Origin of the sequence: Agromyces sp. PvR057 (genome assembly GCF_040547485.1) — a bacterium.
In the GTDB taxonomy this organism is placed as follows: domain Bacteria; phylum Actinomycetota; class Actinomycetes; order Actinomycetales; family Microbacteriaceae; genus Agromyces.
Map to the genome: position 1 here is coordinate 45,741 of NZ_JBEPPT010000005.1, position 21,493 is coordinate 67,233.

Consider the following 21,493-nt stretch of genomic DNA (forward strand, 5'->3'; position numbering starts at 1 on the left):
ACGCCGTCGCCAAGCCTAGGGCGGGGCTCTCTCACGGTCACGTGCATTACATTCCATTTCATGGATGCACGGATGCCGCGGCCCGCCGACGATCGCTCGATCAGGGCCGCGCGCGAGGCGATCGCCGCACGGCTGACGTCTGCGGGCGTCCCCGACGCCGAGGTCGACGCCGAACTGCTCATGGGCCATGTGCTCGGGCTGTCGCGCGGCGGGGTGCAGGCCTGGCTCATCCTGGGCGGCGACCTCGGCGAGTCGGATGCCGCGGAGCTCGAGGCGCTCGTCGAGCGCCGCGCCGCGCGCGAGCCGTTGCAGCACATCACGGGCCGTGCGCCGTTCCGCAGCCTCGACCTCCTCGTCGGCCCCGGCGTGCTGGTGCCGAGGCCCGAGACCGAGACCGTCGCCCAGCTCGCGATCGACGCGTTGCGGGCGGTGCCGGCCGCATCGCCGGTCGCCGTCGACCTCGGCACTGGCAGCGGTGCGCTCGCGCTCGCGCTCGCGACCGAGGTGTCGCATGCCAGGGTCCATGCCGTCGAGCTCTCGCCGGAGGCCGCCGTCTGGGCCCGGCGCAACATCGACGAGGTGGGCGTCGAGGTCGACCTCGTCGTCGGCGACCTCGCCGACGCGCTGCCCGAGCTCGACGGCACGGTCTCGGTCGTCGTGTCGAACCCGCCGTACGTCCCCGCTGCCGAGCTGCCGCGCGACGTCGAGGTGCTCGTGCACGATCCGGATGTCGCGCTCTACGGCGGCGCAGACGGGCTCGACGTGATCCGGGCGCTGTCGGTGCGCGCGTCCGCGCTGCTGCACCCGGGCGGCACGCTCGTGTTCGAGCACTTCGAGACGCAGTCGGCGGCGATCGCGGACCTGCTGCGGGCCGACGGCTGGCGGGCGATCTCGCACCACCGCGACCTCACCGGACGCGACCGGGCGACCACCGCGACGCGCTGACGCAGGCCGCGACGGCCGCGCAAGCCGGCCGGCCCGCGGACGTGCTGTCGCCGGCCCGCGGCATCCGCTCGGCTCAGCCCCGCTGCAGGCGCTCCTGCTCGCGCTGCTCGCGTTCGCGCTCGCGCGACTCGCGGTCCTGCTCGCGTTCGCTGCGTTCGCGGGCGCGCTTGACCGCGTCGCGTTCGCGCTTCTGCGCCTCGCGGAGCGCCTTCTCGGCTTCGCGCACGGCCTTCTCGGCTTCGCGGCGGGCCTTGGCCGCCTCGCGCACGTCCTTGTCGCGAGGGGGCTCGAGGGCGAGGATCGACGCGACGTCGTCGCCCGCGAGGTCGGCAGCGCGCTCGGCCGAGCCGCCGGCACCCGGTGCGCCCGTCGCGTGCCGGGCCACGTAGGTCTCGATGCCGTCGAGGATCCGCTCGAGCCCGAAGACGAAGTCGGTCGCGGTGTCGGGCGCGACGGCGTCGACACCGCTCGGCTCCGCGTACGAGCCCGCGCGGAACAGCGGGCTGAGGTCGGGGAAGCGCTCGGGCGTCACGAGCTCCATGAGCGCGCTGAGCGACTGCTCGGCGGTGGCCGCGGCGATCGCACCGGCCTCGACCGCGCGGGCGATGTCGCGATCCTGGGCGCTGGTGGCGCGCGCATAGCTCGTGCAGAGCAGCAGGGTCGCCATCTTCTCGCCGTCGTCGAGAGGGAGTGTGCGCACCTCGCGCAGGAACCAGTCGACGATCATGAGCGAGTTCGGCGTGAGCGGGGCGCCCGAGATGGGGATGTCGACGAGCCACGGGTGCGCCTGGTACCCCGCGCGGATGCCGAGCACCCACGAGGTCACGCCCTCGCGCCATCCATGCTCGATCGCCGCGTCGGGCACGGGCAGCTCGCTCGCGGCCTCCTGCATGAGCAGGATCAGGTCGTCCTTGCTCGTGACGTAGCGGTAGAGCGACATCGTCGTGAACCCCAGCGTCGAGGCGACGCGGCTCATCGAGACGGCGCCGAGGCCCTCGGCATCCGCGATCTCGATGGCGACCTCGACGATGCGCTCGATCGAGAGCTCGCGCTTCGGCCCGCGTTGCGGGTGCGCGGCGACGCCCCAGGCGAGTGCGACGCCGCGGGGGAGTTCCGGGTCGGGTTTCGGCTCGGTCATGGACATCCGTTCGATCGGTGTTGACGACAGTCTAGAACTGTGTATAGGTTAAACAACTGTGGATCACATAAACAGTTTGCGCCATACACAGACAGAACGGATCGGAGAAGCCATGCCACTCGCCATCGAAGCCCACGGGCTCCGCAAGCGCTTCGGCCGCACCGACGTGCTCGCGGGCCTCGACCTCGCCGTGCCCGCCGGCACGATCTTCGCGCTGCTCGGGCCGAACGGCGCGGGCAAGACGACGACCATCAACATCCTCACGACCCTCGTGCGGCCCGACGAGGGCGCGGTGTCCGTCGCCGGCCACGACGTGCTCACCAGGCCGGACGAGGTGCGCCGCCGCATCAGCCTCACAGGGCAGTCCGCCGCGGTCGACGAGGTGCTCACCGGCACCGAGAACCTCGTCATGCTCGGCCGCCTCTCCGGCCTGAGCGCGCGCGACGCCGGAGCGCGCGCCGCCGAACTCCTCGAGCGGTTCGACCTGACGGATGCCGCGGGCCGCCGCGTCGGCACGTACTCGGGCGGCATGCGGCGACGACTCGACCTCGCGCTCAGCCTCGTCGTCGCCGTGCCCGTGATCTTCCTCGACGAGCCGACGACCGGACTGGACACCCGCAGCAGGCAGGAGCTCTGGGCCGTCATCCGCTCGCTCGCCGACGACGGGGCGACCGTGTTCCTGACGACCCAGTACCTCGAGGAGGCCGACCGCCTGGCCGACCGCATCGCCGTGCTCGACCGCGGTCGCATCGCCGCGGAGGGCACGGCCGACGAGCTCAAGGCGCGCATCGGGGGAGAGGTCGTCGAGCTCCGCGACGAGTCGGGGGCGGTCCTCGCCGAATTGCCGACCGACGGCACCGTGCACGGACTCCGCGCCGCCGTCGACCAGCTCGACCGGCTCCCCGCTGCGGCCGCCGCCGGGGCGACGGTCGCGATCCGCCGGCCGAGCCTCGACGACGTGTTCCTCGCGATCACCGGCCGCGACGCGGCATCCGGCACCGGCACCGATATCGGCACCGGCACCGAACCCGAGACCACTCCCGAACTGCAGGAAGCGAAGTGAGCAGCATGAGCACCGTCACCGTCACCGTCACCCCGAGCGCCGCGGGGAGCGCGCGCACCGTCGGCACCGTGGGCGCCCGCCCCCGCGTCGGCGCCCTCACGGCCGAGTCCGTGTTCATCGGGCGCAGCTTCCGGCATTCCGTGCGCGACGTCGAATCCATGCTCATGTCCGTGATGCTCCCGGTCATGCTCATGCTGATGTTCACGTGGATCTTCGGCAACGCGATCGACCCGTCCGGTGGTTACGTCGACTACGTCGTGCCCGGCATCATCCTGCTCTGCGCGGGGTTCGGGGCGTCGTCGACCGCCGTCTCGGTCTCGCGCGACATGACCACCGGCGTCATCGACCGGTTCCGCACCATGCCGATCCGAAGTGGGGCCGTGCTCACGGGCCACGTCGTCGCGAGCCTCGTGCGCAACCTCTTCGCGACCGCGGTCGTGATCGGCGTCGGCCTCCTCGTCGGCTTCCGCCCGTCGGCGACCCCGCTCGAGTGGCTCGCCGTGTTCGGCATCGTGGCGCTCTACATCCTCGCGATCACGTACCTGTTCGCGGCGATCGGGCTCGCGGCCGGCACACCGGAGGCCGCGAGCGGCTACGGCTTCATCCTGCTGTTCCTGCCGTACATCTCGAGCGCGTTCGTGCCCGTCTCGACGATGCCCGACTGGCTGCAGCCCATCGCAGAGAACCAGCCGATCACGCCCGTCATCGAGACCATCCGGGCCCTGCTCACCGACGCGCCGCTCGGCGACGAGGGATGGTGGGCGCTCGGCTGGTGCGTCGCGATCATCGCCGTCGCGGCGATCTGGGGCGCGTGGCTGTTCTCGCGCAAGGCGGGTCGTCGCTGACCGCGAGGCGCGCGACGACGCGAACGGCGGATGCCGCGTGCCCGGCGTGGCGCGCGGCATCCGCCGTCCTCGCGCCCGCCGTGCCCCGGATGCCATGCCGCCGCTGGTCTAGAATCGGCAGGTCATGACTGCCATCTACGACTGTTCGGTCGAATCCCAGCTGCTCACGGGCATGCGCCTCGCACGCGGAGCGATCGGCCGCGGCCAGCTCGTCGTGATCCCCACCGACACCGTCTACGGCCTCGCCGCCGATGCGTTCGACCCGGCCGCCGTCACGCGGCTGCTCGAGGCCAAGGGGCGCGAGCGCACGTCGCCTCCGCCCGTGCTGATCCCGGGCATCCCCACGCTCGACGCGCTCGCGCGCGAAGTGCCCGAACCCGTGCGGGCGCTCGTCGCGGAGTTCTGGCCGGGCGGCCTCACGGTCATCCTGCACGCGCAGCCGTCGCTCACCTGGGACCTCGGCGAGACCCGCGGCACGGTCGCCCTGCGCATGCCGGACAACCGGTTCGCGCTCGAGTTGCTCGCCGAGACCGGACCGCTCGCGGTCTCGTCGGCGAACCTGAGCGGCGAGCCGGCCGCGACGACCGCGGCCGAGGCCTCCGACATGCTCGGCGACTCGGTCGCCGTCTACCTCGACGGCGGGTCGGCGGGCACCGGCTACGACGCGATCGGCGAGCGGGCGGGCGACACGTCCTCGACCATCATCGACGCGACCGGCCTCTCCGCCGATGGCGGCGTCATCCGCATCGTGCGGGCCGGGGTCATCTCGCGCGAGCGCATCGCCGCCGTGGTGGGCGAGGATCTGCTCGCGCCCGCGGTCGATGCTCCGGCCCAGCCCGCTGCTGCGGAGTCCGCTGCTGCGGAGCTCGCTGCTGCGGAGCTCGCCGAGCCCACAGCGGACGGTGCGCCCGCGGCATCCGACCAGTCCGGTGCCGCCGCCTCATGACCCTGTTCATCGCGCTCGCGATCATCGCCGCGCTCGTGACCCTCGTCGGGTCCTACGTCGTCTGGAAGCTCAGCCTGAAGTACCGGCTGTACCCGAAGATCCGCGAGCGCGACGTGCACACCCGTCCGACGCCCCGACTCGGCGGCATCGCGATGTTCGTCGGCATCCTCGTCGCCTTCGGCGCCGCCTGGTTCGTCTCAAGTCTCGGCCCCACGCGATTCGCCAACGTCGCGATCATCTTCCAGGACCCGACGCAGGTGCTCGCGATCCTGGGGGCAGCGCTGCTCATCGTGCTCATCGGCGTCGCCGACGACATCTGGGACCTCGACTGGACCACGAAGCTCGCGGGGCAGTTCATCGCCGCCGGCCTCATCGCCTGGCAGGGCGTCTCGATCGTCTCGCTGCCCATCGGCGGCATCCTGGTGGGCTCGTCGTGGATGTTCGCGACGCTCACGGTCTTCGTCATCGTGCTCGTCATGAACGCGGTCAACTTCATCGACGGGCTCGACGGCCTGGTCGCGGGCGTCTCGCTCATCTCCAACGGCGTGTTCTTCGTCTACACCTACCTGCTCGTGCAGCAGACCTCGCCGACGAACTACTTCAACCTCGCGTCGATGATCGCCATCATCCTCGTGGGTGCCTGCGCGGGCTTCCTGCCCCTGAACTGGCGTCCGGCCAAGCTGTTCATGGGCGACGCCGGTGCCCTGCTCGTCGGCCTGCTGATGGCGACCTCGGCGATCGCCGTCACCGGCCAGCTGAACCCCGCCGGCGTCGGCTTCAATCAGCTCTTCGCCGCGTTCATCCCGATCATCCTGCCGGTCATCGTGCTGCTCATCCCGCTGCTCGACTTCGGCCTCGCCGTGGTGCGCCGCCTGCGCGCCGGCAAGTCGCCGTTCGCGGCCGACCGCAAGCACCTGCACCACCGCCTGCTCGACATGGGGCACTCGCACCTCAACGCCGTGCTGATCTTCTACAGCTGGACCGCGGTCGCCTCCATCGGATGCCTCCTGACGTATGTCTTCCCGGTGTACCTCGGCATCAGCGCGCGATGGGCGTTCCTGCTGCTCGGCCTCGGATTCGTGGCCTGCGCCATCGTCACGCTCGCGCCGCTCGGCCGTCGCAAGCGCCTCACCGTCGCCGCAGAGGCGACGACCGCCGCGCCCGTCGCCCCCCACCTCGACGAGCTCGAGAGCGTCGCGACCGCACCGCGGCCCGAGACGGATGCCGCGGCGAACGCCGTCGCATCGCAGCCGACGGATGCCGCGGCACCCGTGGGCCCGGCACCGGCAGGCTCAGCGCAGGCGGGCTCGGCGCAGTCAGGCCCGGCACAGGCCGCCTCGGTAGAATCGGGCGACCCACGACTGGAGCCTGATGAACGACGCACGACCTGACAACACGCCCACCTCGAACCCCGTCCTGCGCCAGGCGCTCGTCTGGGGCGGCATCGTCGCCGCGGCGCTGCTCGTGGTCAGCGCGGTGCTCGGCTTCGTCTTCGCCGGGGGAGCGGGGCTCGTCGGAGCGCTGGTCGGCACCGCCATGGCCGTCGTGTTCATGGGCATCACGGCCGCGACGATCCTCATCGCGAACCGCTTCGCCTCGAGCGACCTGTTCGTCGGCGCCTTCTTCGGCATCGTCCTCGGCGGATGGCTGCTGAAGTTCATCGTCTTCATCGTGCTCGTCGTGCTGCTGCGCGATGCCGCGTGGCTCGACACGACCGTGCTGTTCCTCAGCCTGGTGGCGGGCGTGCTCGCGTCGCTCGTGGTCGACGTGATCGTCATCACGAAGTCCCGGATGCCGCATGTCAGCGACGTCGAGCTGCCCGCGGCGCCTCACGACGACTGATTTTCGACGCGTTGTCGAATTCGTCGCACGAGAGTTCGTCGGCGATTCGTCCGATGCCCGAAGTCTTGCTAGAGTATTGGAGATCCCCCCGGTAAACGCCTGCTTCGGCATGTGCGTGAAACCGTTCCGATGTTCGTCGTCGCGAGAGCAGAGCTCCACGCCCCGAAACAGGAGATAGCGCTGCTAGCTAACGCTCTGAACCTTCTGGTTCCGATGTCAACCAACGATGGTGAATTCCACGGGCCGTCGATCGACGAGTTCTTCCCGGGGGCACTCCTCTTCGAAGGCACCAACTTCGAGATCAACCGCATCATGCTCGTCCGCTTCGTCGCGGTCGTGGCACTGCTCCTGGTCTTCTGGCTCGGCACGCGCCACATGCGCCTCGTGCCAGGCAGGTTCCAGAGCCTGCTCGAGATGGGTCTCGACCTGGTGCGCGTCAACGTCGCCGAAGACCTGCTCGGCAAGAAGGACGCCAAGCGGTTCCTGCCGATCCTCACGACGATGTTCTTCATGATCCTGTTCATGAACATCACGGGCATCATCCCGTTCCTGAACATCGCCGGCACCTCCGTCATCGGCGTGCCGCTGGTCCTCGCGATCGTCTCCTACATCACCTTCATCTACGCGGGTGTCAAGAAGAGCCCGAAGAACTTCTTCAAGAACTCGCTCTTCCCCTCGGGTGTCCCGTGGCCGGTCTACATCATCGTCACGCCGATCGAGCTCCTCTCGACCTTCGTGATCCGGCCCATCACGCTGACCCTTCGACTCATGATGAACATGATCGTCGGTCACCTCCTGCTCGTGCTCTTCTTCGCAGCCACGCAGTTCTTCGTCTTCACCCTCGGCGGATGGTGGACCCTCCTCGGTGCCGGAACGCTGGCCTTCGGGTTCGCGTTCACGCTGTTCGAGATCCTCGTCGCCTTCCTGCAGGCATACGTCTTCACCCTTCTCACCGCGGTCTACATCCAGCTCGCGGTCGCCGAAGAGCACTGAGCCCGGGCACCCGCCCAGAAACATCCCTAGGAAAGGAAACCCAACGTGGACGCAACCACCGTTCTCGCTGAGATCAACGGCAACATCGCGACGGTCGGCTACGGCCTCGCAGCCATCGGCCCGGCCATCGGCGTGGGCATCGTCGTCGGCAAGACCATCGAGGGCGTCGCTCGTCAGCCCGAGCTGGCCGGCCGCCTCCAGGTCCTGATGTGGATCGGTATCGCGTTCACCGAGGCGCTCGCCTTCATCGGTATCGCGACCTACTTCATCTTCGTCTGATCCACCCGCCGCAACTGAGGAGGCCAACGTGCTTCATGCAGTACTGAGCGCTGCAACCGAGGGTGGCGAGACCCACAGCCCGGTCCTTCCCGAGGGTTACGACATCCTCTGGTCGTCGGTCTGCTTCATCATCATCCTCATCTTCTTCTGGAAGTACGTGCTGCCGCGCGTCCAGACGATGCTCGATGAGCGTGCCGAGGCGATCGAAGGCAACATCGCGAAGGCCGACGAGGCCCAGCGAAAGGCCGAGGCCGCCCTCGAGGAGTACACCGCCCAGCTCGCCGAAGCGCGCGCAGAGGCCGGCCAGATCCGCGAGACCGCCCGTGAAGACGGCAAGAAGATCGTCGCCGAGGCCAAGGACACCGCGGTGTCCGAGGCCGCTCGCGTCACCGCGAGCGCGCAGGCGCAGATCGAGGCCGAGCGCCAGTCCGCGCTCGTCTCGCTCCGCTCCGAGGTCGGCACCATCGCGATCGACCTGGCTTCGGGCGTCATCGGCGAGTCGCTGACCGACGACCAGAAGGCCCAGGCCGTGGTCGACCGGTTCCTCGCCGACCTCGAGGCGTCCGAGAAGGCCGCCGCAGGGGAGACGAAGTAATCCATGGGTAGCGCAACGAGAGAGGCCCTGGCGGCGTCACGGGCAGTGCTCGCGTCGTCGGGCCGGGCCGACCTGTCGGTCGCCGAGGACCTCCTCGCCGCGGTGCGACTCATCGCCGGTTCCGGTCAGCTGCGCACCGCGCTCACCGACAACGAAGCCGATGGCGCACAGAAGAGCGCGCTGGTCTCCAGCGTGTTCAACGGACGCATCGCTCCCGGAGCGGTGTCGCTGCTCACGGCGGCGGCTTCGCAGCGGTGGTCGAGCCAGGCCGACTTCCTCGACGGCGTCGAGGAGCTCGGCCTCCGGGTCGCGGCCGACACGGCGGGCGATGGCGTCGACCTCGACGCCGAGCTGTTCGCGTTCGAGCGCGCCGTGGCATCCGACTCGGAGCTCGAGCTCGTGCTCGGCTCCAAGCTCGGGGCGAACGAGCCCAAGGCGCGCCTCGTCGAGCGTTTGCTCGGCGCGGGCAAGTCCGACCCCGCGACCCTCGTGGTCGTGCGGCACCTGGTGCTCTCGCCGCGCGGTCGTCGCATCGGCGGCATGCTCCGCGCCGCGGCATCCGTCATCGCCGACCAGCGCGGATTCGACGTCGCGACGGTCACGACCGCCGTGCCGCTGAGCGACGCGCAGCTGGCACGACTCGAGCAGGGACTCGCCATCCAGGCGGGTCGCCGCATCCGTTTCGACACCATCGTCGATCCCGCCGTGCTCGGCGGGGTCCGCGTGCAGATCGGCGACGACGTCATCGACGGCAGCGTCGCCTCGCGCCTCAGCTCGCTGAGGCAGAAGCTTGCCGGCTGACGCCGGACGACAACGACCGGCGTCCTGCGCCGTGACACACCAGTAGCTGTACAACCGGTACAGAAAAGGGAAAGACAATGGCAGAACTCTCCATCAGCCCCGATGAGATCCGCACGGCTCTCACGGAGTTCGCCTCGGCCTACGAGCCGGGCACGGCGCAGAAGACCGAGGTCGGATACGTCACCGATGCCGCCGACGGCATCGCGCACGTCGAGGGACTGCCCTCGGTCATGGCCAACGAGCTCATCCGCTTCGCGGACGGCACGCTCGGTCTCGCGCTGAACCTCGAGGAAGACGTGATCGGCGTCGTCGTCCTCGGCGAGTTCACCGGCATCGAGGCAGGCATGGAGGTGACCCGCACGGGCGAGGTCCTCTCCGTTCCCGTCGGTGAGGGCTACCTCGGCCGTGTCGTCGACCCGCTCGGCAACCCGATCGACGGCCTCGGCGAGATCACGGGCCTCGAGGGCCGCCGTGCGCTCGAGCTCCAGGCTCCCGGTGTCATGCAGCGCAAGTCGGTCCACGAGCCGCTCCAGACCGGCATCAAGGCCATCGACGCCATGATCCCCGTCGGGCGCGGCCAGCGTCAGCTGATCATCGGCGACCGCCAGACCGGCAAGACCGCCATCGCGATCGACACGATCATCAACCAGAAGGCCAACTGGGAGTCCGGCGACGTCAACAAGCAGGTCCGCTGCATTTACGTCGCGATCGGCCAGAAGGGCTCGACCATCGCCTCGGTGAAGGGCGCGCTCGAAGACGCCGGTGCGATGGAGTACACGACGATCGTCGCGGCTCCGGCCTCCGACCCCGCCGGCTTCAAGTACCTGGCTCCGTACACCGGCTCGGCCATCGGCCAGCACTGGATGTACGACTCCAAGCACGTCCTCATCATCTTCGACGACCTGTCGAAGCAGGCCGAGGCCTACCGTGCCGTGTCGCTCCTGCTGCGTCGTCCGCCGGGACGCGAGGCGTACCCCGGTGACGTCTTCTACCTGCACTCGCGTCTGCTCGAGCGTTGCGCGAAGCTCTCCGACGAGCTCGGCGCGGGCTCGATGACCGGCCTGCCGATCATCGAGACCAAGGCCAACGACGTGTCGGCGTACATCCCGACCAACGTGATCTCGATCACCGACGGCCAGATCTTCCTCCAGTCCGACCTCTTCAACGCCAACCAGCGTCCCGCCGTCGACGTGGGCATCTCGGTCTCGCGTGTCGGTGGCGACGCCCAGGTGAAGTCGATCAAGAAGGTCTCGGGCACGCTGAAGCTCGAGCTCGCGCAGTACCGCTCGCTCGAGGCGTTCGCGATGTTCGCGTCCGACCTCGACGCGGCGAGCCGTCGCCAGCTCGCTCGTGGCGCACGCCTCACCGAGCTCCTGAAGCAGCCGCAGTACTCGCCGTACCCGGTCGAGGAGCAGGTCGTCTCGATCTGGGCCGGAACGAACGGCAAGCTCGACGAGGTTCCGGTCGAGGACATCCTGCGCTTCGAGCGCGAGCTGCTCGACTTCCTGGGTCGCAACACCTCGGTGCTGTCCGACCTGCGCGAGACGAACGTGCTCTCCGACGAGACCGTCGCGACGCTCGAGTCCTCGGTCGACAAGTTCAAGCTCGAGTTCCAGACGGGCGAGGGCAAGCCGCTCGCGTCCGTCGGTTCGGAGCAGTTCGAGCCGATCGACGCCGAATCCGTCAACCAGGAGCAGGTCGTCAAGTCGAAGCGCTGAGCGCCTCGACACGACTGATCGATCGACTCTAGGACTACAGGAGAGACATGGGAGCGCAACTTCGGGTCTACCGGCAGAAGATCAAGTCTGCCCAGACGACGAAGAAGATCACGAAGGCGATGGAGCTCATCGCCGCCTCGCGCATCCAGAAGGCGCAGGCTCGTGTGGCCGCATCGTCGCCCTACTCGCGAGCCATCACGCGTGCCGTCTCGGCGGTCGCGACGCACTCGAACGTCGAGCACGTGCTGACCACCGAACCCGAGCGCATCGAGCGCGCGGCGGTCGTGATCCTCACGTCCGACCGCGGTCTCGCCGGCGCGTTCAACTCGCAGGTGCTCCGTGAAGCGGAGCAGCTCAGCGAGCTGCTCCGTTCGGAGGGCAAGGAAGTCAGCTACTTCCTCGTCGGCCGCAAGGCCGTCGGGTACTTCGCGTTCCGGCGTCGCGAGTCCGAGCAGCAGTGGACGGGCAGCTCGGAGAACCCCGACTTCGAGCTCGCGAAGGAGATCTCCGACGCCGTGCTCGAGGCCTTCCTCCGCGATGCAGCCGACGGCGGCGTCGACGAGATCTTCGTGGTGTACAACCGGTTCGTCAGCATGATGACGCAGACCCCCTCGGTCGTGCGGCTCCTGCCGCTCGAGGTCGTCGAAGGCGTCGAGGAGCCCGCGTCGATCGAGCCGCTCTACGAGTTCGAGCCCGACGCCGAGACCGTCCTCGACGCGCTGCTGCCGGTCTACATCGAGAGCCGCATCTTCAACGCGCTGCTGCAGTCGTCCGCGGCCAAGCATGCGGCGACCCAGAAGGCGATGAAGTCGGCGAGCGACAATGCCGACAACCTCATCACCGACTACACCCGCCTTGCGAACAACGCACGCCAGGCCGAGATCACGCAGCAGATCTCCGAGATCGTGGGCGGCGCCGATGCGCTCGTCGCCGCCAAGTAGCAACTCAGAAAAGAGAGAGCAGAATGACTGACACCGCAACCGCGCCGGTCGCCGAGCGTGCCGCCGGCACCGTCGGGCGCATCGCACGCGTCACCGGCCCCGTCGTCGACATCGAGTTCCCGCACGACTCGATTCCCGAGATCTACAACGCGCTGAAGACCACCGTCACCATCGGTGACTCGACCACGGTCCTGACCCTCGAGGTCGCGCAGCACCTCGGCGACGACCTCGTCCGCGCCATCGCACTGAACCCCACCGACGGCCTCGTGCGCGGCCAGGAGGTCACCGACACCGGCGAAGCCATCTCGGTGCCCGTCGGCGACGTCACCAAGGGCAAGGTCTTCAACGTCATCGGCGATGTGCTGAACGGCGAGCCCGGCGAGCAGCTCGAGATCACCGAGCGCTGGCCGATCCACCGCAAGCCGCCGGCATTCGACCAGCTCGAGTCGAAGACGCAGCTCTTCGAGACCGGCATCAAGTCGATCGACCTCCTCACGCCGTACGTGCAGGGTGGAAAGATCGGCCTCTTCGGTGGTGCCGGTGTCGGCAAGACCGTCCTCATCCAGGAGATGATCCAGCGCGTCGCGCAGGATCACGGTGGTGTGTCGGTCTTCGCCGGTGTCGGCGAGCGCACCCGTGAGGGCAACGACCTCATCCACGAGATGGAGGAGGCGGGCGTCTTCGACAAGACGGCCCTCGTCTTCGGCCAGATGGACGAGCCGCCGGGAACGCGTCTTCGCGTCGCCCTCTCCGCGCTCACGATGGCGGAGTACTTCCGCGACGTGCAGAAGCAGGACGTGCTGCTCTTCATCGACAACATCTTCCGCTTCACGCAGGCCGGTTCCGAGGTCTCCACGCTGCTCGGCCGCATGCCGTCCGCCGTGGGCTACCAGCCGAACCTCGCCGACGAGATGGGCGTCCTCCAGGAGCGCATCACGTCGACGCGTGGTCACTCGATCACCTCGCTGCAGGCGATCTACGTGCCGGCCGATGACTACACCGACCCGGCGCCCGCGACCACGTTCGCGCACCTCGACGCAACCACCGAGCTCTCGCGTGAGATCGCGTCGAAGGGTCTGTACCCGGCCATCGACCCGCTGACCTCGACGTCGCGCATCATGGACCCCCGCTACCTGGGCGCCGACCACTACCGCGTCGCGACCACGGTCAAGCAGATCCTGCAGAAGAACAAGGAACTCCAGGAGATCATCGCCATCCTCGGTGTCGACGAGCTCTCCGAAGAGGACAAGATCACGGTGTCGCGTGCGCGCCGGATCCAGCAGTTCCTCTCGCAGAACACCTACATGGCGAAGAAGTTCACGGGTGTCGAGGGATCGACGGTTCCGCTCAAGGACACGATCGAGTCGTTCGACGCGATCGCCCGCGGTGACTTCGACCACGTCGCTGAGCAGGCCTTCTTCAACGTCGGCCCGATCACCGACGTCGAGGAGAACTGGGCTCGCATCCAGAAGGAGAACGGCTGAGCATGGCCGCACTCAAGGTGAGCGTCGTCTCGGCCGACCGGGAGATCTGGTCGGGCGAGGCGTCCATGGTGGTCGCTCGCACGGTCGAGGGGCAGATCGGCATCCTGCCGGGCCACGAGCCGATGCTCGCGGTCCTGGCCGCCGGTGAGGTTCGGGTGTCCCTGCCCGACGGTGAGAAGATCGCCGCGAATGCCGAAGACGGCTTCCTCTCGGTCCAGTCGAACACGGTCCAGATCGTCGCGTCCCGCGCCGAATTGGCCTGAGGTTCAGCGGATGCCGGGGGAGCAGCCGCTTGATCGGCAGTTCGGAGAACTGTCGATCACACAACTCGTCGTCATGGCGGGTCTGCCCGGAGCCGGGAAGTCGACGATCGCTGAGATCGTCGGCGCCCGGCTCGGGGCGACCGTCGTGTCGGTCGATCCGATCGAGTCCGCCATTCTGCGTGCCGGAATCGATGCCGACGAGCCCACCGGTCTCGCGGCCTATCTCGTGGCCGAAGAGATCGCCGAGAAGGAACTCTCGTCCGGTCGCACGGTCATCGTCGACGCCGTGAACGCCGCCGAGGCGGCCCGGCTGCAGTGGCGCGACCTCGCCGTCCGCACCGAGGTGCGGCTCCGTGTCGTCGAGGTCGTCTGCTCCGACGAGGCGCTGCACCGTTCGAGGCTCGCCAAGCGCGAGCGCAACCTGCCGCATCTCGAAGAGACGACGTGGCGCGCCGTTGAGCAGAGCCTCGAGGGCTACGCGCCCTGGACCGGCCCGTCGTCGGCGCTGCCGCGCGTGACGATCGACAGCATCGAGTCCCTCGGCGCGAACGTCGACGCCACGCTCGCGTTCCTCGCGTCGTAGATGCTGTTCCTCCTGCCGCCTTCGGAGACGAAGCGCGCGGGCGGCGATGGCGCCCCGCTCGACCTGTCCCGGCTCTCCTTCGCCGATCTCGCGCCGCTCCGACGCGATCTCGCCGATCGCCTCGTGGCGCTGAGCGCCGACGAGGCCGCCGCGATGCGCGCGCTGAAGCTCGGTCCGCGTTTGGCGGGCGAGGTCCAGCACAATCGCGAGCTCCAGACGTCGGCCACGATGCCGGCATTGGACCGCTTCACGGGAGTGCTCTTCGACGCCCTCGACGCCGGAACCCTCGATGCGCACGCGCGATCGTTCGGCGCAGACAGGGTCGTCGTGCACTCGGCGTTGTTCGGCCTCGTCGGTGCGATGGACCCGATCCCGGCGTATCGCCTGTCGCACGACTCCAGGATTCCGGGCGTCGCGCTGAAGCGGTTCTGGCGGGAGGCGATCGCGCAGCGCATCGCCTCGCATGACGGCCTCGTCGTGGATCTCCGTTCGGAGGCGTACGCGGACCTCGGCCAGGCGCCCGTGCGCGACGACAGCGTGTTCGTACGTGTCGTGGCCGTCGACGACGGCGGACGCCGGCGCGCCCTCAACCACTTCAACAAGCAGGCCAAGGGCCGCTTCACCCGCCGTCTGCTCGAGACCCGGCCCCAGCTCGACTCGGTCGACGAGCTCGTGCGCTGGGCTGCCGATGAGGGATTCCGCATGGCGCTCGGCGCCTCGAAGGCGGGCTCCGTGGTCGAGCTCGATCTCGTCGCCTGAGCAGAGGTCCGTGCGCTGCCCCTCCTGAGCTCGACGCTTCTTGAGCGCAGTGCCTCGGCCCGCAGGGTCGCCCGGCACAGGGTCACCCGGCACAGGGTCACTCGGCACCGCCTCGCCTCAGGGCGGGCGACAGCGGCTACTCGACCGGCTGGAAGGGGACGTCGAGTGCGTTCCCAGGCGACCGGAAGCACCCACCGAGATGATCGTCGACGAGCCCCGCGGCCTGCATCAGCGCGTACATCGTGGTCGGGCCCACGAACCGGAATCCACGGGCCCGCAGCTCCTTGCTGAGAGCGGTCGATTCGGTCGTCAGAGCAGGCACCTCGGCGAACGTGGCCGGCGGCGTTTCGCGTCGCGCGGGAGCGAACGACCAGATCAGCCGTTCGATCGGCTCGTCGAGTTCGAGGGTGGCTCGAGCGTTCTGGATGGTCGCCTCGATCTTGCCCCGGTGCCGGATGATGCGCTCGTCGCCGAGCAGGCGCAGGACGTCTGGCTCGCCCATGGCGGCGACTCGCTCGACATCGAACTCGTGGAACACCTCGCGGAACGCGGGGCGGCGGCGCAGGATCGTGATCCAGGAGAGTCCCGCCTGGAACCCCTCGAGGCAGACCTTCTCGAACAGCCGCACGGAATCGTGCTGGGGTGTACCCCACTCCTCATCGTGATACCGCCGGTATTCGGGATCGGCGCCGCTCCACCCGCAGCGCACCGCACCGTCGTCGCCGCGGATGAGCTCGGGTCGGGGAATCACGCTCACGCGGCGAATCCGATGCGCTCGTGGCCGAGGAGCCAGAGCTTGGTCGGCACGCCCTCGCCCGCCGAGTACCCGGTGATGCGGCCGTCGGACGCCAGGACGCGGTGGCACCCGACGAGGATCGGCACGGGGTTGGCGCCGACGGCAGCACCGATCGCCCGAGCGGAGCCGGGCTTGCCCACTGCCGCGGCCAGCGCGCCGTAGGAGGTCGCATCGCCCCAGCGGAGCTGCTGCAGCCTGCCCCAGACGGCGAGTTGGAACTCCGTGCCGTGCAGGCGAACGGGGACGTCGAAGTCGGTGCGTTCGCCGGCGAAGTATTCGCGGAGTTGGGCGAGCGCCAACTCGAGCACGGCATTGCGGCGCTCGGCGTCGTCATCGTGGGGGAGCGCGCCGTCGCGCTCGATGGTGAGGGAGGTCACGGCGTCGTCGTCTGCGAGCAGTTCGAGCCGCCCGATGGGGGTCTCGAGTCGTGCGAGGAACAGGTCGGTCATGATTCGAGCGTAGCCTCGACATCCGACATCGACTCGCGGAAATCGGACATGGGTGGAACCGCCGTCGAGGGCGAGGTGTCGAGGACGGGTGGTCGGCGTTCGGGCGACTCGTCCTCGACAAGCGCGGTCGTCGGCGGATCCACCCGAGCGTGGATCCGCGACGTCGGCGACCCGGTCGCCGTGCCCGACGCTGGCCTCATGACCGCCATCATCCGCGCCGCATCGGCGCACGACTTCCTCGCCCTCGTACCCGCCCTGGCGGGGTTCGAGCCGGAGCGTTCGCTCCTCTGCGTCGTCTTCGTCGGCAACCGCACCGTCGGGGTGCTCCGCCACGACCTGCCCACCGGCGCGGACGACCACGAGCGACTCGTCACCGCCGTCATCGGCACGATCTGCCGCATCCCCGACGTCGACGCGATCGTGCCGATCGTCTACACCGATGAACGGTACGCCGATGCCGGGCGGATGCCGCGGCGCGAGTTGCTCGAACTCGTCGCTGACCGTGCGGGGCACGCCGGCTTCGTCGTGCGCGACGTGCTCTGCCACGCGGCCGACGGATGGAGTTCGGCGCTCGACCCCACCGCGCCCGCCATCGGGCATCCGCTCTCGCGGGTCGCATCGAGTCGCGCGCTGCGCGAGCTGCCCGACGAGGAACGGCACGCGGACGTCTCGGATGCCGCGGCGCTCCCACCGGCGGATGCGGCGCGCGCGGCGGCCGTCTCCACCGCCATCGCGGAGTTCCGCGAGTTGCCGACCCTCGAGTCGGCGATGGCGGGCCTCGCGCGCGACGCGGATCCCGTCGAACTCGTCGAGGCGCTGGTCTCCGGGCCGAGGCGCCGCCCGGTGGACGCACGACGGCTCGCGTGGCTCCTGCACCTCGCATCGCGGCCGGCGCTCAGGGACGCGATGATGCTGCAGATCGCGTTCGGCCGCATGGTGGGCGAGCTGGCGCACGACGTCTCGAGCGGAGGCGCATGCGGGAATGCGGGCGGCGTCGCGACGGAGGACCACACCGCGCGCGCCGACGGAGAGCCCGACGACGGAGCGCTCGACGACGTCCTCGCCCGGCTCATCGTCGGCAGGTCGATGCTCCGACCGGATCCGGGGCGGGTCGAGCGGGGATTGTCCGTGCTGCGCGAGGCGATCGCGCACGCTCCGGAGGCGCTTCGACCCGGGCCGCTCTGCATCGCGGCGTGGCTCGCCTGGTCGTTGGGTCGCGGGTCGGTCGCGGGCGCCTTCCTCGATGCGGCGCTCTCGATCGATCCAGGCCACACGATGGCGCAGCTGCTCGAGGGTCACATCGGGTCGGGGGCCCTGCCCGAATGGGTGTTCGTCCGCCCGCCGCATGCCGACGAACACCACGGGGCGGTCAGCGGCCCGTGAAGCGTGCGGCCGCCCAGGCGTCGGGCGACGGTCGCCCGGCCATGCGGTCCTCGAGGTCGCCGATCTGCACGCCGATCCCCTCGACCGGTGTGCCGCCATGGATCCATCCGTGGCGGCACACCGTGGTCGAGGTGTCAGATCTTCGTCGCCGCCTCGGTCAGCACTCCCCGGAGGATCTGCTCGATCTCCTGGAACTCCGCGGGACCGATGGTGAGCGGCGGCGCGAGTTGGATCACGGGGTCTCCGCGGTCGTCGGCGCGGCAGTAGAGGCCCGCGTCGAAGAGCGCCTTCGAGAGGAACCCGCGGAGCAGGCGCTCGGCCTCGTCGTCGTTGAAGGTCTCCTTCGTGCCCTTGTCCTTCACGAGTTCGATGCCGAAGAAGTACCCGTCGCCGCGGACGTCGCCGACGATCGGCAGGTCGAGCAGCTTCTCGAGTTCGGCGCGGAACAGCGGCGAGTTCTCGCGCACGCGCTCGTTCAGGCCCTCCTCCTCGAAGATGTCGAGGTTCTCGAGCGCGACCGCGGCCGAGACGGGGTGCCCGCCGAAGGTGTACCCGTGGTAGAACGAGGTCTCGCCGGTCGCGAACGGCTCGTAGAGCTTCTCGGAGATGATGGTCGCGCCGATGGGGGCGTAGCCCGAGGTCATCGCCTTCGCGCAGGTGATCATGTCGGGCACGTAGCCGTAGGCGTCGCACGCGAACATGTGGCCGATGCGGCCGAACGCGCAGATGACCTCGTCGGAGACGAGCAGCACGTCGTACTGGTCGCAGATCTCGCGCACGCGCGTGAAGTAGCCGGGGGGAGGCGGGAAGCAGCCGCCGGAGTTCTGCACGGGCTCGAGGAAGACCGCGGCGACCGTCTCGGGGCCCTCGAAGAGGATCTGCTCCTCGATGCGGTTCGCCGCCCAGAGGCCGAACGCCTCGATGTCCTCGGACGGGGCGCCCATCTCGGCCGCGCGGTAGAAGTTCGTGTTCGGCACGCGGAAGCCGCCGGGAGTGACCGGCTCGAACATCTCCTTGATGGCCGGGATGCCCGTGATGGCCAGGGCGCCCTGTGGGGTGCCGTGGTAGGCGACCGAGCGCGAGATCACCTTGTGCTTGGTCGGGCGACCCTGCAGCTTCCAGTAGTACTTGGCGAGCTTGAACGCGGTCTCGACCGCCTCGCCGCCGCCGGTCGAGAAGAATACGCGGTTCAGGTCGCCGGGCGCGTGCGTCGCCAGCCGGTCGGCCAGTTCGATGGCCGCAGGGTGCGCATACGACCAGATCGGGAAGAACGCGAGTTCCTCGGCCTGACGCGCGGCGACCTCGGCGAGGCGCTTACGCCCGTGACCGGCGTTCACCGTGAACAGGCCGGCGAGGCCGTCGAAGTACTTGCGGCCCTCGATGTCGAAGACGTGGTGGCCCTCGCCCCTCGTGATGATCGGCACCCCGGAGGAGTGCAGCGTCGACTGCCTGGCGAAGTGCATCCACAGGTGGTCGTTGGCCATCTGCTGCAGCGTGGCATTGTCCCGTACACGATCGGTCATGATCGATCCCTTCTAGCGAGTGCCCCAGTTGTAGAACTGCTTCTGGAGTTTGAGATAGACGAACGTCTCGGTCGAGCGCACCCCCGGGAGGTTGCGGATGCGCGAGTTCAGCAGCGTGATGAGTTCGTCGTCGTTCTCGCACACCACCTCGGCCAGCACGTCGAAGCTGCCGGCGGTGAGCACGACGTAGTCGATCTCGGCCAGCTCGGCGAGGCTCGCCGCCAGCTCCCGCGTGTCGCCGGAGGCGCGGATGCCGATCATCGCCTGGCGCGTGAAACCGAGCTGCATCGGATCGGTCACCGCCACGATCTGCATCACGCCGGACTCGGTCAGGCGCTGCACGCGCTGTCGCACCGCGGCCTCGGAGAGTCCGACCGCCTTGCCGATGTCGGCGTACGAGCGGCGTCCGTCGGCCTGCAACTGCTCGATGATCGCCTTCGAGACCTCGTCGAGGTGCACGGGCCGCGCCGAAGCCGTTCGTGCCGTGTTCGTCATGCGACCGATTGTGTCAGCGAGTACGCCCTTCGGCAAGGGATTCCGTCGAAATTCATGCCATACGCAACGGATTCCCACTCAATCGCTCGCGAAACACCACGGGATCCGATTAGCATGGCGGGCAGTGTCGCGCGGTCCGCCGCGCCCGGATCCCGGCGCCCGCCGGAGACGGCACGCAGACGTTCGCGCATCGCGACGAGGAGAGCATCATGACGACAGCACCCGTTCGGAACTTCATCGACGGCGCGTACGCCGAGGCGCACGGGGACGCCACGCTGGATCTCATCGATCCGGCCACCGAGGAGGTCTACGCGACCTCGCCGATCTCGAACGACGAGGACGTCCGCGACGCCTACCGTGCGGCATCCGACGCGTTCGAGGTCTGGGGCGAGACGACGCCGGCGGAACGCCAGCTCGCCCTGTTCCGCATCGCCGACGCCATGGCCGATCGCGCCGAGGAGTTCGCCGACCTCGAGTCGCAGGACACGGGCAAGCCCCGCGCCACCCTCGTCGCGGACGAGATCCTGCAGTCCGTCGACCAGCTGCGATTCTTCGCCGGCGCGGCACGCAACCTCGAAGGACGTGCGTCCGCCGAGTACCTCGCCGGGCACACCTCGTTCATCCGCCGCGAGCCGATCGGCGTCATCGGCCAGGTCACGCCGTGGAACTACCCGCTCAACATGGCGGTCTGGAAGGTCGCGCCGGCGATCGCCGCGGGCAACACCGTCGTGCTGAAGCCTTCGGACACGACGCCCCTCGCCACGCTCCTGCTCGCCGAGGTCGCCGCGGAGTTCCTCCCGAAGGGCGTGCTGAACGTCGTCACGGGCGACCGCACCACCGGCGCCGCCGTGCTCGGCCACGAACGCGCCCAGATGGTGGCGATCACCGGATCGGTGCGCGCCGGCATGGAGGTCGCCCGCGCCGCGGCATCCGACCTCAAGCGCGTCCACCTCGAGCTCGGCGGCAAGGCCCCGGCGATCGTCTTCGCCGACGCCGACCTCGAGCAGGCGGCCGCGGGAATCGTCACGGCCGCGTACTTCAACGGCGGCCAGGACTGCACCGCCGCCACGCGCGTGCTCGTGCACGAGTCGGTGCACGACCGGTTCGTGGAGCTCCTCGTCGCGCACGCCGCATCCGGGGCCCGCACCGGCGGTCCGCACGAGGAGGGCGTGCTCTACGGGCCGCTCAACAACGCGAACCAGCTCGCGCAGGTCGCCGGGTTCATCGACCGGCTGCCCGCCCATGCCGAGATCGTCGCGGGCGGGCGTCGTCAGGGTGATCGGGGCTACTTCTGGGAGGCCACGATCGTCGCCGGCCTCGAGCAGCACGACGAGGCCGTGCAACGCGAGATCTTCGGACCCGTGCTGACCGTGCAGCCGTTCACCGACGATGCCGACGCGCTGGCGAAGGCGAACGGCGTCGACTACGCGCTCGCCGCGTCGGTCTGGACGACCGAGCACACGCGGGCCATGCGGTTCGCCAAGCACCTGGACTTCGGCTGCGTGTGGATCAACACCCACATCCCGTTCGTGTCGGACATGCCGCACGGCGGCTTCAAGCACTCCGGGTACGGCAAGGACCTCTCGAACTACGGATTCGAGGACTACACGCGCATCAAGCACGTGATGAGCGCGATCGGCTGACCGGGTCTG

General features: G+C 69.2%; 23 protein-coding genes. 18 read left to right on the top strand and 5 right to left on the bottom strand.

All coding sequences use genetic code 11. The features are described 5' to 3' along the window. Nucleotides 1–72 precede the first annotated feature (72 nt). On the top strand, nt 73–945 hold the full coding sequence (prmC, locus tag ABIC29_RS16280; protein ID WP_502915501.1) for a peptide chain release factor N(5)-glutamine methyltransferase: 873 nt from the start codon (nt 73–75) through the stop codon (nt 943–945). 73 nt (nt 946–1,018) lie between these two features. Here prmC and ABIC29_RS16285 read toward each other — a convergent pair whose 3' ends face one another. Next, on the bottom strand, nt 1,019–2,083 hold the full coding sequence (locus ABIC29_RS16285; protein ID WP_116084726.1) for a TetR/AcrR family transcriptional regulator C-terminal domain-containing protein: 1,065 nt from the start codon (nt 2,081–2,083) through the stop codon (nt 1,019–1,021). 112 nt (nt 2,084–2,195) lie between these two features. On the opposite strand from ABIC29_RS16285, the gene ABIC29_RS16290 reads away from it, so the two are divergent. The 15 genes from ABIC29_RS16290 to ABIC29_RS16360 all read left to right on the top strand — a co-directional run bounded on the left by ABIC29_RS16290 (nt 2,196) and on the right by ABIC29_RS16360 (nt 15,195). Beyond that, on the top strand, nt 2,196–3,146 hold the full coding sequence (locus tag ABIC29_RS16290; protein WP_354247102.1) for an ATP-binding cassette domain-containing protein: 951 nt from the start codon (nt 2,196–2,198) through the stop codon (nt 3,144–3,146). Nucleotides 3,147–3,151: 5 nt separating this feature from the next. Beyond that, complete coding sequence (locus ABIC29_RS16295; RefSeq protein WP_354247105.1) at nt 3,152–3,991, top strand: ABC transporter permease; 840 nt, start codon at nt 3,152–3,154, stop codon at nt 3,989–3,991. A 124-nt stretch (nt 3,992–4,115) separates the two neighbouring features. After that, nucleotides 4,116–4,937 (top strand): L-threonylcarbamoyladenylate synthase, encoded by an 822-nt coding sequence (locus tag ABIC29_RS16300; protein ID WP_116083084.1) that lies wholly within the window; start codon nt 4,116–4,118, stop codon nt 4,935–4,937. After that, complete coding sequence (locus ABIC29_RS16305; RefSeq protein ID WP_354247108.1) at nt 4,934–6,328, top strand: MraY family glycosyltransferase; 1,395 nt, start codon at nt 4,934–4,936, stop codon at nt 6,326–6,328. The genes ABIC29_RS16300 and ABIC29_RS16305 overlap by 4 nt, the downstream gene beginning before the upstream one ends. Further along, nucleotides 6,309–6,779, top strand: coding sequence for a Cg1360 family ATP-synthase-associated protein (locus ABIC29_RS16310; RefSeq protein ID WP_116083079.1), 471 nt, complete (start codon nt 6,309–6,311; stop codon nt 6,777–6,779). Before ABIC29_RS16305 ends, ABIC29_RS16310 begins: the two co-directional genes overlap by 20 nt. Nucleotides 6,780–6,992: 213 nt before the next feature. Beyond that, nucleotides 6,993–7,772: a F0F1 ATP synthase subunit A gene (atpB, locus tag ABIC29_RS16315; protein WP_354247111.1), complete on the top strand. Its 780-nt coding sequence runs from the start codon at nt 6,993–6,995 to the stop codon at nt 7,770–7,772. Nucleotides 7,773–7,817: 45 nt separating this feature from the next. After that, the gene (atpE, locus tag ABIC29_RS16320; protein ID WP_022888426.1) at nt 7,818–8,051 is read left to right on the top strand and encodes an ATP synthase F0 subunit C; all 234 of its coding nucleotides are present in this window, start codon (nt 7,818–7,820) and stop codon (nt 8,049–8,051) included. A 28-nt stretch (nt 8,052–8,079) separates the two neighbouring features. Further along, entirely contained in the window at nt 8,080–8,646 is a 567-nt protein-coding gene (locus ABIC29_RS16325) for a F0F1 ATP synthase subunit B (protein ID WP_116083076.1), read from the top strand. Between the two features lie 3 nt (nt 8,647–8,649). Beyond that, on the top strand, nt 8,650–9,447 hold the full coding sequence (locus ABIC29_RS16330) for a F0F1 ATP synthase subunit delta (RefSeq protein ID WP_116083073.1): 798 nt from the start codon (nt 8,650–8,652) through the stop codon (nt 9,445–9,447). Between the two features lie 77 nt (nt 9,448–9,524). After that, complete coding sequence (gene atpA / locus ABIC29_RS16335; RefSeq protein WP_116083070.1) at nt 9,525–11,165, top strand: F0F1 ATP synthase subunit alpha; 1,641 nt, start codon at nt 9,525–9,527, stop codon at nt 11,163–11,165. Between the two features lie 47 nt (nt 11,166–11,212). Beyond that, nucleotides 11,213–12,106 carry a F0F1 ATP synthase subunit gamma gene (locus ABIC29_RS16340; RefSeq protein ID WP_354247116.1) on the top strand — a complete coding sequence of 298 codons (894 nt, stop codon included), beginning with the start codon at nt 11,213–11,215 and terminating at the stop codon, nt 12,104–12,106. Between the two features lie 23 nt (nt 12,107–12,129). After that, on the top strand, nt 12,130–13,590 hold the full coding sequence (gene atpD, locus ABIC29_RS16345; protein WP_116083065.1) for a F0F1 ATP synthase subunit beta: 1,461 nt from the start codon (nt 12,130–12,132) through the stop codon (nt 13,588–13,590). A 2-nt stretch (nt 13,591–13,592) separates the two neighbouring features. Beyond that, nucleotides 13,593–13,853 carry a F0F1 ATP synthase subunit epsilon gene (locus ABIC29_RS16350; protein ID WP_116083063.1) on the top strand — a complete coding sequence of 87 codons (261 nt, stop codon included), beginning with the start codon at nt 13,593–13,595 and terminating at the stop codon, nt 13,851–13,853. A 10-nt stretch (nt 13,854–13,863) separates the two neighbouring features. Beyond that, nucleotides 13,864–14,436, top strand: coding sequence for a P-loop nucleotide/nucleoside kinase family protein (locus tag ABIC29_RS16355; RefSeq protein ID WP_116083061.1), 573 nt, complete (start codon nt 13,864–13,866; stop codon nt 14,434–14,436). Then, a complete protein-coding gene (locus ABIC29_RS16360; RefSeq protein WP_354247120.1) occupies nt 14,437–15,195 on the top strand; it encodes a YaaA family protein in 759 nt (252 codons plus the stop codon). A gap of 136 nt (nt 15,196–15,331) precedes the next feature. Here ABIC29_RS16360 and ABIC29_RS16365 read toward each other — a convergent pair whose 3' ends face one another. Both ABIC29_RS16365 and ABIC29_RS16370 read right to left on the bottom strand, forming a co-directional pair. Further along, complete coding sequence (locus ABIC29_RS16365; protein WP_116084718.1) at nt 15,332–15,943, bottom strand: DNA-3-methyladenine glycosylase I; 612 nt, start codon at nt 15,941–15,943, stop codon at nt 15,332–15,334. Nucleotides 15,944–15,948: 5 nt separating this feature from the next. Next, complete coding sequence (locus tag ABIC29_RS16370; RefSeq protein WP_354247123.1) at nt 15,949–16,440, bottom strand: methylated-DNA--[protein]-cysteine S-methyltransferase; 492 nt, start codon at nt 16,438–16,440, stop codon at nt 15,949–15,951. Between the two features lie 198 nt (nt 16,441–16,638). On the opposite strand from ABIC29_RS16370, the gene ABIC29_RS16375 reads away from it, so the two are divergent. Beyond that, complete coding sequence (locus tag ABIC29_RS16375; RefSeq protein WP_354247126.1) at nt 16,639–17,823, top strand: DUF4192 family protein; 1,185 nt, start codon at nt 16,639–16,641, stop codon at nt 17,821–17,823. A 134-nt stretch (nt 17,824–17,957) separates the two neighbouring features. Here ABIC29_RS16375 and ABIC29_RS16380 read toward each other — a convergent pair whose 3' ends face one another. Together ABIC29_RS16380 and ABIC29_RS16385 are read right to left on the bottom strand one after the other, a co-directional pair. Beyond that, the gene (locus ABIC29_RS16380; RefSeq protein ID WP_116083052.1) at nt 17,958–19,346 is read right to left on the bottom strand and encodes an aspartate aminotransferase family protein; all 1,389 of its coding nucleotides are present in this window, start codon (nt 19,344–19,346) and stop codon (nt 17,958–17,960) included. 12 nt (nt 19,347–19,358) lie between these two features. After that, nucleotides 19,359–19,841 (bottom strand): Lrp/AsnC family transcriptional regulator, encoded by a 483-nt coding sequence (locus ABIC29_RS16385; RefSeq protein ID WP_092968222.1) that lies wholly within the window; start codon nt 19,839–19,841, stop codon nt 19,359–19,361. A gap of 209 nt (nt 19,842–20,050) precedes the next feature. On the opposite strand from ABIC29_RS16385, the gene ABIC29_RS16390 reads away from it, so the two are divergent. Then, complete coding sequence (locus tag ABIC29_RS16390) at nt 20,051–21,484, top strand: aminobutyraldehyde dehydrogenase (RefSeq protein WP_116083050.1); 1,434 nt, start codon at nt 20,051–20,053, stop codon at nt 21,482–21,484. Nucleotides 21,485–21,493: the final 9 nt, after the last annotated feature.